The following is a 15,044-nucleotide window of genomic DNA, read 5'->3' as shown; positions in this document are numbered from 1 at the left end:
CATGACCATGCCAACCTCACAATGTCCGTGGCGGATGCAGGTTCATCACATCCATCAGGAGACGCCGGATGTGTGGACGCTGTCGCTGCTGTGCCATGACTACTATCCGTACCGTGCAGGCCAGTACGCGCTGGTCAGCGTTCGCAATTCGGCGGATACGCTGCGCGCCTACACGATCTCCTCAACGCCGGGCGTGAGCGAGTACATTATGCTCACCGTCCGCCGCATTGACGACGGCGCGGGCTCGCAGTGGCTGACGCGGGACGTCAAGCGCGGGGATTACATCTGGCTGTCTGACGCACAGGGTAATTTCACCTGTGACGACAAAGCAGACGATAAATTCCTGCTTCTGGCGGCGGGCTGTGGCGTGACGCCGATTATGTCGATGCGCCGCTGGCTGGCGAAGAACCGCCCGCAGGCCGACGTGCAGACGATCTTCAGCGTCCGTTCCCCGGAAGATGTGATTTTTGCCGGGGAATGGCGTGATTATCCGGTGACGCTGGTGGCGGAGCACAACGCGACCCACGGCTTTGTGCCCGGTCGCCTGAGCCGCAAGCTGCTGCAAAGCGTGCCGGATATCGCGAACCGCACCGTGATGACCTGCGGCCCGGCGCCGTACATGGACATCGTGGAAAAAGAGGTGAAAGCGCTTGGCGTGACCCGCTTCTTCAAAGAGCAGTTCTTCACGCCGGTGGCGGAAGCGGCAACCAGCGGCATTACCTTCACCAAACTGCAGCCTGCGCAGACCTTCTTTGGCCGCGTGGGGACCACGCTGCTGGAGGCGCTGGAAAGCAACAAGGTGCCGGTAGCGGCGGCCTGCCGCGCGGGCGTGTGCGGCTGCTGTAAGACGAAGGTGGTTTCCGGGGAGTACACCGTCACCAGCACCATGACGCTGTCCGACGCGGAAATTGCCGAGGGTTACGTGCTGGCGTGCTCATGCCATCCGCAAGGGGATCTGGTCCTCGCATAAACGGTAAACGTTCGATCGTAGGCCCGGTAAGCGTCAGCGCCACCGGGCTTTTTGTCGGGTGGCACTGCGTTTACCCGACCTACAACACCCCTACCACCACGCGGGTGCTTTACCCAGCGCAAACCGCCCCGCCCCTAAAAACGCGACTGCCAGCGAGCCGATAAAGAAGTACACCAGGCTTTCAATCGCCCATGCGCCTACCTTATCGAGGGCGAGCGTTTCCCCCATTCCCACCATCAGCCACGCAACAATCATCGTAAAGGCCAGCACCAGCGCGGCAGGACGCGTAAAGAGCCCGACAATAATCAGGATCGGTGCCACTACTTCGCCAACCAAGACGCCGTAGGCGATAAATCCCGGCAGCCCTTTTTCCACCAGCATGCCGCTGATAAAGCCCACGCCGCCAAAAAGCTTGTGCAAACCGTGAAAAAGCATCAGCCCGCCGACGGCAAGTCGTAACAAGAGTTTGCCAAGATCGTCGCACGATAGCTTTTCATTAACAGCGATTAACAATGATTTAACCATTTGAAATAATTCCTGTTTTTACCGAGGTAACACCAGATTATGCCGAATAATTGCGCATGAAAAGCACCTTTTAATTGGGGGGATGCGACGGGCAATACGGAGACTTTCTTCTAAGCTTGTAAGCGATATCACAAAAAGGAGACGGACAACCATGAAACAAACCGTGGCTGCATATATAGCGAAAACGCTCGAACAGGCTGGCGTGAAACGTATCTGGGGCGTAACCGGCGATTCCCTGAACGGGCTCAGCGACAGCCTCAACAAGATGAAGACTATCGAATGGATGCCCACCCGTCATGAAGAGGTTGCCGCCTTCGCCGCAGGCGCTGAAGCACAGCTTACGGGGGAACTGGCCGTGTGTGCGGGCTCGTGCGGTCCCGGCAACCTGCATCTGATCAACGGCCTCTTTGACTGTCACCGCAATCACGTGCCGGTGCTGGCGATTGCCGCCCACATCCCCTCTTCCGAAATCGGCAGCGGCTATTTTCAGGAGACGCATCCGCAGGAGCTGTTCCGTGAATGCAGCCACTATTGCGAGCTGGTTTCATCCCCGGAGCAGATCCCGCAGGTGCTGGCGATAGCCATGCGCAAGGCCGTGCTGAACCGCGGCGTTTCTGTGGTTGTTATCCCGGGCGATGTGGCCCTCAAGGCCGCGCCGGAAGGGGCCAGCACCCACTGGTATCATGCCCCACAGCCGGTGGTGACGCCTGCTGAAGAGGAGCTGAAAAAGCTGGCCCAGCTGCTGCGGTACTCCAGCAATATCGCCCTGATGTGCGGCAGCGGCTGCGCGGGCGCGCACAAGGAGCTGCTTGAATTCGCCGGTAAGCTTAATGCCCCCATTGTTCACGCCCTGCGCGGCAAAGAGCACGTCGAGTACGACAACCCCTTTGATGTGGGGATGACCGGTCTGATCGGTTTCTCTAGCGGCTTCCACACCATGATGAACGCCGACACGCTGATCCTGCTGGGTACCCAGTTCCCGTATCGCGCGTTCTACCCGACGGATGCGAAAATCATTCAGATTGATATCAACCCGGCCAGCATCGGTGCGCACAGCAAGGTCGATATGGCGCTGGTGGGCGACATCAAATCCACCCTTGCCGCCCTGCTGCCCCTGCTGGAAGAAAAAACGGACCGCAAGTTCCTTGATAAAGCCCTGAGCGACTATCGCGACGCCCGCAAAGGGCTGGACGACCTCGCCAAACCGAGCGACAAAGCCATTCACCCGCAGTATCTGGCGCAGCAGATCAGCCATTTCGCTGACGACGATGCCATATTTACCTGCGACGTGGGCACGCCAACCGTCTGGGCGGCCCGCTATCTGAAGATGAACGGCAAACGCCGCCTGCTCGGCTCGTTCAACCACGGCTCGATGGCCAACGCCATGCCGCAGGCGCTCGGTGCAAAAGCGACGGCGCCGGAGCGTCAGGTGGTGGCAATGTGCGGCGACGGCGGGTTCAGCATGCTGATGGGGGATTTCCTCTCGGTGGTGCAGATGAAGCTCCCGCTGAAAATCGTGGTCTTTAACAACAGCGTGCTGGGCTTCGTGGCGATGGAGATGAAGGCCGGCGGCTACCTGACGGACGGCACCGAGCTGCACGACACCAACTTCGCGCGCATCGCCGAGGCCTGCGGCATCACCGGCATTCGCGTGGAGAAAGCTTCAGAGGTGGATGAAGCCCTGCAGCGCGCCTTCTCCATTGACGGACCGGTGCTGGTGGATGTCGTCGTCGCCAAAGAGGAGCTGGCGATCCCGCCGCAGATCAAGCTCGAGCAGGCCAAAGGCTTTAGCCTGTATATGCTGCGCGCCATCATCAGTGGGCGCGGCGATGAGGTGATCGAACTGGCAAAAACCAACTGGCTCAGGTAAAACATCTGGCATCGCCTTTTTAATAATAAGGACATGCCATGATCGATTTACGCAGTGATACCGTAACCCGCCCGAGCCGCGCCATGCTCGAAGAGATGATGGCCGCCCCGGTCGGGGACGACGTCTACGGCGATGACCCGACGGTCAACGAACTGCAGCGCTACGCGGCTGAACTGAGCGGCAAGGAGGCTGCCCTGTTCCTGCCAACCGGTACGCAGGCTAACCTGGTGGCGCTGCTCAGCCACTGCGAGCGCGGGGAAGAGTACATTGTCGGCCAGGGCGCGCATAACTATCTGTATGAAGCAGGCGGTGCCGCGGTGCTCGGCAGCATTCAGCCGCAGCCGATTGACGCCGCGCCGGACGGCTCCCTGCCGCTCGATAAGGTCGCGGCGAAAATCAAGGCCGACGATATTCACTTCGCCCGCACCAGGCTGCTCAGCCTCGAAAACACCCACAACGGCAAAGTGCTGCCGCGCGAGTACCTGAAAGCAGCGTGGGAATTCACCCGCGAGCGCGGGCTCGGCCTGCACGTGGACGGCGCGCGTATCTTCAACGCCGTGGTGGAGTACGGCTGCGAGCTGAAAGAGATTACGCAATACTGCGACTCGTTCACCATTTGCCTCTCTAAAGGTCTGGGCACGCCGGTCGGCTCTCTGCTGGTCGGTAACGCAGACTACATCAAGCGCGCCAACCGCTGGCGTAAGATGACCGGCGGCGGCATGCGCCAGGCGGGTATTCTGGCAGCTGCCGGGCTGTATGCCCTGAAAAACAACGTGGCGCGCCTGAAGGACGACCACGACAACGCCGCGTGGATGGCTACGCAGCTGCGCGAAATTGGCGCCGACGTGATGCGTCACGACACCAACATGCTGTTTATTCGCGTGGGCGATGACCACGCCGCCGCGCTGGGTGAATTTATGAAATCACGTGGCGTGCTGATCAACGCCTCACCCGTTGTGCGCCTGGTCATGCACCTTGATGTGAGTCGCGAACAGCTGGCGGACGTGGTGAAACACTGGCAGGCGTTTTTACAGCGATAAGGAGCATCACGTGCCGCAACGCATTCTGGTGCTCGGCGCCAGCGGGTACATCGGTCAGCATCTTACCGCGGCGTTAAGCCAGCAGGGACACCAGGTGCTGGCAGCGGCACGCAACACCGAACGCCTGCAAAAGCTCGGTTTGCCCGGCGTCACCTGCCACAACGTTGACCTCAACTGGCCGAAGGAGCTTCCCGCGCTGCTCGAAGGGGTCGACACGCTTTACTACCTGGTGCACAGCATGGGCGAAGGCGGAGATTTTATCGCCCACGAGCGACAGGTGGCGATGAACGTCCGCGATGCCCTGCTGCAAACCCCGGTGAAGCAGGTGATTTTTTTAAGCTCGCTACAGGCGCCTGAACACGAGCAGTCCGATCACCTGCGCGCCCGCCAGCTGACGGCTGACACCCTGCGCGGCGCCGCTATCCCTGTTACCGAACTGCGCGCCGGCATTATCGTTGGCGCAGGCTCCGCCGCCTTCGAAGTGATGCGCGATATGGTCTACAACCTGCCGGTACTCACGCCGCCGCGCTGGGTGCGCTCGCGCACCACGCCGATTGCGCTTGAGAATTTACTGCATTATCTGGTGGCCCTGCTGGATCACCCGGCGGAGCAACACCGCGTGCTCGAGGCGGCAGGCCCTGAAGTGCTGAGCTATCAGGAGCAGTTCGAACATTTCATGCGCGTCAGCGGCCGCCGCCGCTGGCTGATCCCCATCCCCTTTCCGACCCGCTGGATTTCGGTGTGGTTTTTGAATGTGATCACCTCGGTGCCGCCGACGACCGCCAAAGCGCTGATCCAGGGGCTCAAACACGATTTACTGGCGGACGATCGCGAACTGCGGGCACTCATTCCCCAGGACCTGTTCCGCTTTGACGATGCCGTGCGCAATACGCTGAAAGAAGAAGAGCAGCTGGTGAACTCCAGCGACTGGGGTTACGACGCTCAGGCGTTTGCCCGCTGGCGGCCGGAGTACGGCTATTACCCGAAACAGGCGGGCTGCACGGTGAAAACCCACGCCAGCCTGGCCGCGCTGTGGGAGGTGGTCAACCAGATTGGCGGCAAAGACGGTTATTTCTTCGGCAATATCCTGTGGCAAACGCGCGGAGCAATGGATCTGCTGGTGGGGCACAGGCTGGCAAAAGGCCGCCCGGCACGCCCGTATCTTGAGGTGGGCGATGCGGTCGACAGCTGGAAGGTGATCATCGTCGAGCCGGAAAAACAGCTGGCGCTGCTGTTCGGCATGAAAGCTCCGGGGCTGGGCCGGCTCTGCTTTACCCTGAAAGACAAAGGCGATTGTCGTGAACTGGACGTCCGCGCCTGGTGGCATCCCCACGGAATGCCGGGTCTGTTCTACTGGCTGTTGATGATCCCCGCCCACCTGTTTATCTTCCGCGGGATGGCAAAGCGGATTGCGCAACGGGCAGAACAAAAGACGGAAAAGATCTAAATAAAACTCTCTTTCTTTCACCTTTCCCATTGCATAGCGCCGTAATTCACGAAAGAATGCGCACGAAATTCTTTTCAACACAGTGGATTGATATGAAGGTACTGGTTACCGGGGCGACCAGCGGCTTAGGCCGAAATGCGGTCGAATTTCTGCGCAACAAGGGCATCAGCGTCAGGGCTACCGGTCGCAACGAAGCGATGGGAAAACTGCTGCAAAAAATGGGCGCGGAGTTCGTCCATGCTGACCTGACGGAGCTGGTCTCCTCGCAGGCGAAAGTGATGCTTGCCGGTATCGACACGCTGTGGCACTGCTCCAGTTTCACCTCCCCGTGGGGTACCCAGGAAGCCTTCGATCTCGCCAACGTGCGGGCAACCCGCCGTCTGGGCGAATGGGCCGTTGCCTGGGGCGTGCGCAACTTTATTCATATCTCGTCACCGTCGCTCTATTTCGACTATCACCACCATCGTGACGTGCAGGAAGATTTCCGTCCGGCTCGCTTTGCCTGCGAGTTTGCCCGCAGCAAGGCGGCCAGCGAAGAAGTGATTGACCTGCTGGCACAGTCGAACCCGCACACCCGTTTTACGGTCTTACGTCCGCAGAGCCTGTTCGGGCCGCACGACAAAGTGTTTATTCCGCGCCTGGCGCAGATGATGCACCACTACGGCAGCGTGCTGCTGCCGCGCGGCGGCGATGCGCTGGTGGATATGACCTATTACGAAAACGCCGTCCACGCCATGTGGCTGGCAAGCCAGCCGGACTGCGATAAGCTCATCTCCGGTCGCGCCTACAACATCACGAACGGCGAACCCTGTACGCTGCGCAGCATTGTGCAGCGCTTAATTGACGAACTGCAGATCGACTGCCGCATCCGTTCAGTCCCTTACCCAATGCTGGATATGATTGCCCGCAGCATGGAGCGTTTTGGCAGTAAATCGGCCAAAGAGCCTGCGCTGACGCATTACGGCGTATCGAAGCTTAACTTTGATTTCACCCTGGATATTTCGCGAGCGGAGAACGAGCTGGGATATAAACCGATCGTGACGCTGGATGAGGGGATTACGCGTACGGCGGCGTGGCTGCGGGATCACGGGAAGCTTCATCGGTAGATCGGGTCCTGCCTTTTTACGATGAGAAAAAAACGGCAACCCGAAGGTTGCCGTTTGTCATTTTGCTGTTTTGTTGATTACAGCGCAGTCCACGCGTCCTGCCATGCAATCCCTTTACCTGGCTCGTAGTAGGATGGCGCGTTATTGCACCAGCCGCTGTACGGATAAGGTTTGCACTGGAACAGCTGGCCGCGGTTGTTAACGATATCGCCTGCTTTCCATTTGGTTTTGGAAGTCCAGGTCGGGTAAGTCCCGGTCTGGCCGCCGTTGGTCTGCTTAGCCTGTACGTTCAGCGTATAGGTTGTGGTGCTGCTCAGCTCGCCGTCGCTGACGGTAAGGTTGATCGGGTACTGCGTCGCCGCCGCCACTTCCGGTGCATTGAACGTAATAATCGCTTTATCATCGCCGCTTACGGTCTGGCCGTTCGGAGCCGTCCAGGTATAAGTCAGGTGGTTACCGTCTTCGTCAGTCGAGCCAGACGCGTTCAGAGAAACAGATTTCCCCGCTTCAACCGCCCCCACTGGACCGGCGATTTTTGCTACCGGCGCATGGTTTACCGGCACTGGCGTATTATCATCCGGAGCCGGGGTGTTATCATCTGGCACCGGCGTGGTATTGCCTTCGTCCGTTGGGTCGACAGGAGTCGGCGTCGGGGCTGGCGTGACGCTACCGCCGTCGGAAGTCCCGTCTTCACCCACCACGTTGACGTTGAAGTAATGCTTCACGCATTTAGTGTAGTCACCCTCTTTAAAGGCGCTGAATGGCGTCTGGTAACCCACCAGCTGGCAAGAGTAGGTCTGGCCTGACGGGGTATCCGCGCTCCATCCCCAGTCCTGTTCCCAGTAGATCTTCAGCGCGCCGGCACCGCCTTCGTCGAACTGCTTCATGTTGGCACAGCCCAGCACTTCGTTAGACGGAACAGGCACTTTCAGGTAGTTGGCAAACTCTTTGTAGTATTTGATACGGTTTTGAGACTGGGCGATCTCAGTCGGGCCACCGCACTCCACGCCGCCGTTGATGATCTGCGTGGTCACGCCGAAGCCCGGTACCAGACCATTCGCCTTATCGTGATCGTTCGGCTGCCAGGTGCCGTCGATAACCTGCAGCATGCTCGGTTTTGGCGGCTGCGGGTAGGCGAAGAAGAAGATCGCGGAAGCAAGGTTCAGCCAGGTGTCAGCCACCAGCTCAGGTTTGTCCAGCAATACGCGGACGTCGCCGTACATCGCTTCAGAGAACGGGCCGTAGTTGTAGTTATAGGAGAGCTGTTTCGCACCGCGACCAAAGTAGCTAACGAAATCACCATCTTTGTCTTTACCGCACGGCCAGGTCTGCCCCTGCCAGACATCCGGGTTACATTCGCCGTTATAGCCGCCCTTCTGACCTTCGCTCCAGCCCATCTCACGCACGTAAACCAGCGCCTGACGCCACTCGGCTTCCGGACGCCAGGACTCGTGGCCGCCGGTTTCCTGCGCGAAGTGCGCGAACATGGTTGCCAGAGACTTACGGCAGATGGCATCGCTGTTACGACCATCGGTATAGGTCTGGCACAGCGCCGGGAATTTACCAACCGCTTTCAGGAAGTTGCTGTAGGTATATTCCGGCGCACGCAGTGGGAAGAGGTATTCCCAGTCGCTGGCCTTGATAATCCCTTCCACGCGCTTGACGTTTTCCGGGTTTGTCGATTTACCCGGCTCAATTTGTTCCACCAGGCTGTTGTCCAGCGTGCGGATGGTTGACTTCACTGAAGCCATCAGCGGGAAGTTGGTCAACTCCTGCTCTTTCTTCTGCAGATCGCTGGCCTTAACGGTGTAAGGTTCGCTGCTGGCCTGCAGCTGGGTTGCCTGAGCCATAAACGGTGCAACACATGCGCCCGCAATAAGAACACTGAGTAATGTTCTTTTGTTCATGTCAATGGTCCTCTTAATTATATTAAGGGTCTATAAAAGTTAATTTGTTTCGCGGTTTATTTATTAATCATTTAATAAATAAACCAGGGAGCAGTTTTCGTTTTATGAAGAACACCAGTCGGTACTCTTCAAAAAACAAAAATCAATAATAATAACGGTTACGGGTGCTACGTTTTAACGTCTGATATTTATTCCAGACCTTACGGGCATAGACCATGCGCTGCGGGTAATTCTCTTTTTTGAGACCCGCGTTATAGGCGCCGACCGCCTCCCAGTTATAGCCATAAACTTTAATCATTCCGGATAATATCGATGCGCCAACCATAATCGAGGTGCAGGGCTCGGTAATTAACCGGTACTCATTAATGCCTTTTCGCTCCAGCTCGGAAAAATGTGAACTGTTAATCTGCATCAGTCCGACATCACGCGTGCCATCATTATTCTGTCCAATCGCGTTGGGATTCATTCCCGATTCAACATTAGCAATGGCATACAACAGATAAGGATCCACATGATAATAACTGGCGGCTTTATCCCAGCAGTTGGCAAAGACGCTATGGCTTATTATCAGCAACAATAAAAATAACGTTTTCATTTTCAGTCCGGCTCTTTTTCATTGTCTCCTTACGCGCTTATTGCTCTGTTTCCTGATTTACGGTCCACGTCCGTCGCAGGACGTGGACCGTGATGGCGGGCAAGTTCCTTACCCGCATCGTTATGGTAATGACTTACTGGCAGTCAGTCGCAGGGCCTTTTTTCACCCATACATCGCTGCTATCTGGTTTATCACCCTTCGTCCACCATTTCGCGGTGTAGGTGTAACCGTTGTAGGTAGTGGTGTCGCCGCCGTTATAGACCACGTCGGAGCGCCAGTTGAATTTCACCTGACTGACCAGCTCCCATGCATCCACGCCGAAGCCCGGCTGGTTGCCCTGAGTCCAGTATTTTGCTTTCCAGACCAGGTTGTCGAAGCTGACGGTATTCCCGGCGTTGTAAACCTTGCTTGCGCTCCAGGCAGCATATTTACTGGCGTTGGCGTCAACAGGCTTATCGCAGCTATTGGTGGCAGAACCTTCGTCAGACGGCGTATTGCCTTCATCGGATGGGGTGTTGCCTTCGTCAGACGGGGTATTACCTTCGTCAGACGGGGTATTACCTTCGTCAGACGGCGTATTGCCTTCATCGGATGGGGTGTTACCTTCGTCAGACGGCGTTTCCGCCGCTTTAGGCGTTACCGTCACCTGTACGTTAGTCTGTACGCTGGACTTGCCATCGCTTACCACCAGGGTCAGCGTGTACGTTGATTCCGTGTCCACGTCCGGCGCGGTGATGTTCAGGTTCGCGGTGTCTGCGCCTGTCGCCTGCATATTCGCAGGAACGCTCCAGGAGTAGGTCAGCGCGTCGCCATCAGGATCGTTAGCCTGAGCGTGCAGAGAGTAGCTCTGGCCCGCTTCCAGCGTCACGGCTTCCATCTGGTTCACGACCGGCGCCTGGTTTGCTTTCGGCGCTTTGTTCACCACCTGGACGTCAGCGGTGCTGCTCAACCCTTTCGCATCAGTGACCGTCAGGCGGAACGCCAGAGTCTGGTTACTGGTGACAGCGGCAACGTTGAAGGTCGCTTTCGCTTTGGTGCTGTTGGTGATGGTCACCGACGGGCCAGAGATCTGCGTCCACTTGTAGGTGATGGCATCGCCATCCGGATCGGTGGAAGCCGAGCCATCCAGGGTCACCGTCGCCGGACCGGTTACGCTCTGGTCAGCGGAAGTCGCCACCGGCGCATGGTTGGTCACCACCGGATCAACCGGCGCAGCGCCGCCTGTCAGGCTTTCATTCATCGCGTTCAGAATGTCTCCGGTATCGGAGTCGATAGACCAGGCAAACAGACCGCCCAGGTTTTTCGCCAGCACATACTGACCTTTCGCCGTTGCGGAACGCGCATCTTCATAGGTGATCAGATCGCCGGTGGTTTTGTTAAACAGATACGGTGCTTCAGCGGTAGCGTCATAGTTGTATTCCCAGCCCGCTTTGCCTTTGTACTCGTTAACGATCTGACGATAGTCAACCACGCCCGGTTCCCAGGTCCCTTTCACCATGCCCGTTGCCGTGCCGGTGAACGGGTTGTTATTGCTGTAACCGTGAACGCCGGTCCAGCCGCGACCATACATAGCCGTCCCCACGACAATTTTGCCGGGCTGTACACCCTGCGCCAGCAGCGCATTCACGCCGTTTTCGGTGGTGTAATTGGTATCCGGTTTGTTCGCCGGCGCACGCAGTGCCGCCTGGTGACCCAGATCGGTATTGCTCCAGCCGCCGTAGAAGTCGTAGCTCATCAGGAAGATGTGATCCATGTACTGCTGGGCAGTGGTGTAATCAACGTCTTCAATTTTGTCGCTGCCTGAACCGATTGCTGAGGTCAGTTCAAAGGTACGGCCGGTTTCGGCTGACAGTTCATTCATCATGGCGCGCAGTTCGCGCATCAGTGCGGTATAAGTCTCTTTATCCTGCTGCGGGTTGCCCAGCGTTTCGTTCTGACCGCCGCCGCCCGGGAATTCCCAGTCGATGTCCACGCCGTCGAAGAATTTCCAGGTTTTCAGGAAATCTTTCACGGACGCCACGAAGCGATCGCGGATCGCCTTGTCATGCATTTTGAAGAACGGATCGGAGAGGGTCCAACCGCCGATAGACGGCAGCACTTTCAGCCCTGGATTGGCTTTCTTCATTGCCATCAGCTGGCCGAAGTTACCTTTGTAGGGGTCGTCCCAGCTGCTGACGCCAGCCTGAGGTTTCTGCAGCGCGGCCCACGGGTCGTGAATCGCCACCTGGAAGTCCTGACGGCCCGCACAGGCGCGTTTCAGCGCTTCGAAGCTGTTACCACCTTCGATGGTTTTCAGGCTGTCGTTGATGCCATCGCCGCCGCAGATTGGAATGAAGCCATACAGAATGTGGTTAAGGTTAGCCGCCGGGATTTTATCCACCGGGAAATTACGGTCATAAACACCCCACTCAGGGAAATAGGCACCGACCACTTTATCGGTGTGCTTAGAGAGGGTTTTATTATTTTCCTGCATGGTGGTGTTGAGCGGCAGCAGATGGCTACCGTCGGTATCCGCGACGATAATCAGTTTGCTGGCGCTGGTGCTGCACCCGCTGGCATTGCAGAGTTCAACCGTTTCCTGATAGCGACCGCCTTTGGTCACTTTAAATGTTGCCGTGCCGGACATGCTGCCTGCACCGGTCCAGACGGTTTTGCCGTCGAGCAACACTTTCGCTGACGTCGGCGCCGCGCCGCTCCAGACATCCCACTGCACTTTAACATCGGCGCCGTCATGGACTTTGACGAGGCTGTTGTAAGCAGAAGCAGACTGATCGACTTCGACAATGGCAAATTTATCATTACCGCTGGCGATAGTTGCTTTACCTGGCACGGCTGCGAACACCGGGCTTGCAGCCGCTGCAACGAAGAGTGCCAGATATTTAGGCTTCAGAAATTTCATTATTTGATCCTGATAATACGATTTTTGAAATTAAATACCCATGTTTTTCCATTAAACATGGACGAACGTTAATTACTGATAAATTAATCGTGAACGCTTCGGGTTCGCGAAAGACCTTCTTATTATTGCGCTGTACCTTCCTCCACTCATAAAACCTTCGACAAATGTTTTATTGCGTAGAGAAGAATACAGTGGAGAATTTATTTTATCCTTTCATTCCCCAGATGAAAAAACTTCAAAAAAAACTTGACCGCATTATTTAAAAGATGAGGTGTGAAATTTGCGAGATAAATACAACCAGCCCGGAAAACGCAATATATGGACCAAAGGAAATAAGGTTATTTTTATTCTCAAAGGGCTTTAACAGGCTATGCATGATAATGCCTCCCAGCGCTGCGATCAGCACAATAGAGGGTAACGCCTGCCAGCCGCACCAGGCGCCCAGCGCCGCCAGCAGCTTAAAATCACCATAGCCTAATCCTTCCCGCCCGGTCAGCAGGCGGAATGCCCAGTAAACCAGCCAGAGCGACAGATATCCCGCCACCGCGCCGTAGATAGCCTCGGTCAGCGGTAGCGTACGGAACAGGGCATGGAACATCAGCCCCGTCCACAGCAGCGGCTGGGTCAGGCAGTCCGGCAGCAGCATATGGCGCGCATCGATCACCACCAGCGGCAGCAGAAGACTCCACATCAACCACAGCGCAATCAGCGCCGTAAACGAGGGTGCCAGCGCGGCGCTGGCGGCAAAGAAGAGGGCGCTAAATACTTCCACCAGCAGCAATCGCAGCGGAATCGCGCTATGGCAGTGGCGGCAGCGGCCGCGCAGCGCACACCAGCTAATGATGGGAATATTTTCCCACGCGCTCAGGGCGTGGTGGCAATCCGGGCAGTGAGAGGCGGGAAAGAGCAGATTGCCTGCTCCCTCTTCTTCCATTACCAGCGGCGGAATACGCTCCGCCACTACGCCCAGGAAACTGCCGAGGATCGCGCCCAGCGCTCCGCTCATCACGCACAGGCCCGGCAGACTTGCCTGCTGCAACAGCATTAGCGGGTTCATGCGCTTTTCGCCCAGCTCAGCGTAATGTGCGCTTTCACGTCACTCTGACGATCCACCGGCGTTAACGCGAGTTTCTCCAGATGGATACCGGAAGAGACGTTCATCTCACGCAGCCAGTTTTGCAGGGCAGAAACGTTGACGCGCTCGACATCAAAGGTCAGCGACTGCTCTTGCTGACGCACGTCTGTCAACGCGACGTGCACGACTTTGGCACTTTCTTCCACCACGCTGCGCGGGTTCGGGGTATTGACGATTCTGGACTGGAGATGGTTCTTATCAATTTCCTGGCGCATCCAGTTCAGCGTCTGCTTTTGCTTAAATAACACGGCCTCGTTATTTTTGATCAAAGTATCGAGCGGCATCATCGCGCCGTAATAAACCATCGCACAGCAGAGTGCCCCGCCGCAGAGTTTAAATAAATTACGCTCGCGTAGACTGTAATTTTGCCAGCGGTGTTTTAACTGGGCTATTTGCATTTTCATTTATAGCTCCCGGTAATAATGGCGGTATAAGGCGCCTCGCCGGAAATCGGCTGCATCGTAAATTCAAAGGTTTCGGCGCTGCGGGCGACAAAATCCTGCAGAGTTTGTTTATCCATGGATTTCACGTTCAACGTCAGCTGATTTTGCGTTTCGTCATATTCCACGTTGTTAATCTCCAGAGACGGCAATGACTGCCTGATTTGATTCAGCGCTTCGAGCTGCAGGAAGACCCCTTTCTTCGCCTTGCTGATATTTTGCCCGACGTAGTACTTCAGGTTGCTGGTCTGGCGCAGGGTCGGGAAATAGTGCTGCGCTACGGTGGTCATCTCCCGGTGGATCTCGTTTTGCTGATGAGTGAGCATCCACGCCATACCAACGCGGGGGCCGATCAGCAGGCCAAAGCAAAGCAGCGCCGCCGCCGCGAGGGCCGTTTTCGCGTGGCGAAAACGCGGACCGCTGGCGCTGCGCCCGGAAAACTCCCCGTGCAGCATGTTGATACGACAGCCCTGCCACTGGGGCTGGATCAGCACCAGCGGATGCTGCCACGCCAGCCGTTCATCCACCTGTACCTCATGCGGCACATCGCCGTAGCAGCACACCTCACCCGCCGGGCATTTACTCAACAGCAGCGGCAGCAGAACCGTATCGGCTTCGCCAGCGCTGCCGGGGGTAAAGCGCAGCCAGTAGCTCTCCTCCAGGCTCACCAGCGTAGTGCCCCCTTCGCTCACCGGCAGCAGCCAGGCATCCGGCAGCGCCTGGACCACCGCGAGCCCCGCCTGAGCGAACAGCTCAAGCCAGTGGCGCAGACGTTCAGCGTCGATGGCCACGGCATCCACCTCCGGCCCCTTTTTGTTCAGCACCGTCCAGTGCAGCGTCTCCACCTCGCCGAGCAGCGTCTCTTCCGCCATCCACGAGAACTGCGCCGTCTGGGCGGAAAGCCCTTTTTTCGGCAGGGTAAAATGACGAAAGATCGTCTCGCTCGCCGGCAGCAGCAGGCACACCTGCTGAGAAAGCGGATGGCAGGAAAGTTCGCTCAGTGCGCTCCAGCCCGTCAGAAATTCCACCCGATCGTTACCGGATTCACACCACCAGATTTTGCCGTCCTCACGGGTGTCAGGACGAATAAAAAGCACCTTTTTCATTATC

General features: G+C 57.2%; 12 protein-coding genes. 5 read left to right on the top strand and 7 right to left on the bottom strand.

The window, feature by feature from the left end; translation table 11 throughout:
- Window position 1: 1 nt before the first annotated feature.
- Complete coding sequence (hcr, locus tag ACMGGX_RS16810; RefSeq protein ID WP_181594690.1) at window positions 2-970, top strand: NADH oxidoreductase; 969 nt, start codon at window positions 2-4, stop codon at window positions 968-970.
- A gap of 90 nt (window positions 971-1,060) precedes the next feature.
- Here the strand turns inward: hcr and ACMGGX_RS16805 are convergent, their stop codons facing one another.
- Window positions 1,061-1,495, bottom strand: coding sequence for a DoxX family protein (locus tag ACMGGX_RS16805; RefSeq protein WP_420298630.1), 435 nt, complete (start codon window positions 1,493-1,495; stop codon window positions 1,061-1,063).
- 151 nt (window positions 1,496-1,646) lie between these two features.
- Between ACMGGX_RS16805 and poxB the strand changes: the two genes are divergently transcribed.
- From poxB to ACMGGX_RS16785, 4 genes are all read left to right on the top strand, one after another.
- A complete protein-coding gene (poxB, locus tag ACMGGX_RS16800; protein WP_420298629.1) occupies window positions 1,647-3,365 on the top strand; it encodes a ubiquinone-dependent pyruvate dehydrogenase in 1,719 nt (572 codons plus the stop codon).
- Between the two features lie 38 nt (window positions 3,366-3,403).
- A complete protein-coding gene (gene ltaE, locus ACMGGX_RS16795) occupies window positions 3,404-4,405 on the top strand; it encodes a low-specificity L-threonine aldolase (protein ID WP_420298628.1) in 1,002 nt (333 codons plus the stop codon).
- Window positions 4,406-4,415: 10 nt separating this feature from the next.
- On the top strand, window positions 4,416-5,852 hold the full coding sequence (locus ACMGGX_RS16790) for a DUF2867 domain-containing protein (protein ID WP_420298627.1): 1,437 nt from the start codon (window positions 4,416-4,418) through the stop codon (window positions 5,850-5,852).
- A 92-nt stretch (window positions 5,853-5,944) separates the two neighbouring features.
- Window positions 5,945-6,958 (top strand): NAD-dependent epimerase/dehydratase family protein, encoded by a 1,014-nt coding sequence (locus tag ACMGGX_RS16785; RefSeq protein WP_045354430.1) that lies wholly within the window; start codon window positions 5,945-5,947, stop codon window positions 6,956-6,958.
- Between the two features lie 77 nt (window positions 6,959-7,035).
- On the opposite strand, the gene ACMGGX_RS16780 is transcribed toward ACMGGX_RS16785, so the two are convergent.
- The 6 genes from ACMGGX_RS16780 to gspL form a co-directional block, all read right to left on the bottom strand.
- Window positions 7,036-8,865 (bottom strand): glycoside hydrolase family 19 protein, encoded by a 1,830-nt coding sequence (locus tag ACMGGX_RS16780; protein WP_420298626.1) that lies wholly within the window; start codon window positions 8,863-8,865, stop codon window positions 7,036-7,038.
- Window positions 8,866-9,007: 142 nt separating this feature from the next.
- Window positions 9,008-9,460 (bottom strand): type III secretion system invasion protein IagB, encoded by a 453-nt coding sequence (gene iagB / locus ACMGGX_RS16775; protein WP_205915482.1) that lies wholly within the window; start codon window positions 9,458-9,460, stop codon window positions 9,008-9,010.
- 133 nt (window positions 9,461-9,593) lie between these two features.
- Entirely contained in the window at window positions 9,594-12,359 is a 2,766-nt protein-coding gene (locus ACMGGX_RS16770; protein WP_420298625.1) for a glycosyl hydrolase family 18 protein, read from the bottom strand.
- Between the two features lie 259 nt (window positions 12,360-12,618).
- Window positions 12,619-13,416 (bottom strand): prepilin peptidase, encoded by a 798-nt coding sequence (locus ACMGGX_RS16765; protein WP_420298624.1) that lies wholly within the window; start codon window positions 13,414-13,416, stop codon window positions 12,619-12,621.
- Window positions 13,413-13,898, bottom strand: coding sequence for a type II secretion system protein M (locus tag ACMGGX_RS16760; protein ID WP_348560824.1), 486 nt, complete (start codon window positions 13,896-13,898; stop codon window positions 13,413-13,415). Before ACMGGX_RS16760 ends, ACMGGX_RS16765 begins: the two co-directional genes overlap by 4 nt.
- Window positions 13,895-15,040 (bottom strand): type II secretion system protein GspL, encoded by a 1,146-nt coding sequence (gene gspL, locus ACMGGX_RS16755; RefSeq protein WP_420298623.1) that lies wholly within the window; start codon window positions 15,038-15,040, stop codon window positions 13,895-13,897. The genes ACMGGX_RS16760 and gspL overlap by 4 nt, the downstream gene beginning before the upstream one ends.
- Window positions 15,041-15,044: the final 4 nt, after the last annotated feature.

The organism is Enterobacter sp. BNK-29 (genome assembly GCF_048684785.1).
GTDB classification, from domain to species: domain Bacteria; phylum Pseudomonadota; class Gammaproteobacteria; order Enterobacterales; family Enterobacteriaceae; genus Enterobacter; species Enterobacter cloacae_M.
Note: the sequence above shows the minus strand (reverse complement) of the source record. Positions and strands in the feature narration are given on the sequence as shown.

Coding starts and splice junctions, on each gene's coding strand:
- hcr (WP_181594690.1), top strand. CDS start 2: ATGACCATGCCAACCTCACAATGTCCGTGGCGGATGCAGGTTCATCAC.
- ACMGGX_RS16805 (WP_420298630.1), bottom strand. CDS start 1,495: ATGGTTAAATCATTGTTAATCGCTGTTAATGAAAAGCTATCGTGCGAC.
- poxB (WP_420298629.1), top strand. CDS start 1,647: ATGAAACAAACCGTGGCTGCATATATAGCGAAAACGCTCGAACAGGCT.
- ltaE (WP_420298628.1), top strand. CDS start 3,404: ATGATCGATTTACGCAGTGATACCGTAACCCGCCCGAGCCGCGCCATG.
- ACMGGX_RS16785 (WP_045354430.1), top strand. CDS start 5,945: ATGAAGGTACTGGTTACCGGGGCGACCAGCGGCTTAGGCCGAAATGCG.
- ACMGGX_RS16780 (WP_420298626.1), bottom strand. CDS start 8,865: ATGAACAAAAGAACATTACTCAGTGTTCTTATTGCGGGCGCATGTGTT.
- iagB (WP_205915482.1), bottom strand. CDS start 9,460: ATGAAAACGTTATTTTTATTGTTGCTGATAATAAGCCATAGCGTCTTT.
- ACMGGX_RS16770 (WP_420298625.1), bottom strand. CDS start 12,359: ATGAAATTTCTGAAGCCTAAATATCTGGCACTCTTCGTTGCAGCGGCT.
- ACMGGX_RS16765 (WP_420298624.1), bottom strand. CDS start 13,416: ATGAACCCGCTAATGCTGTTGCAGCAGGCAAGTCTGCCGGGCCTGTGC.
- ACMGGX_RS16760 (WP_348560824.1), bottom strand. CDS start 13,898: ATGAAAATGCAAATAGCCCAGTTAAAACACCGCTGGCAAAATTACAGT.
- gspL (WP_420298623.1), bottom strand. CDS start 15,040: ATGAAAAAGGTGCTTTTTATTCGTCCTGACACCCGTGAGGACGGCAAA.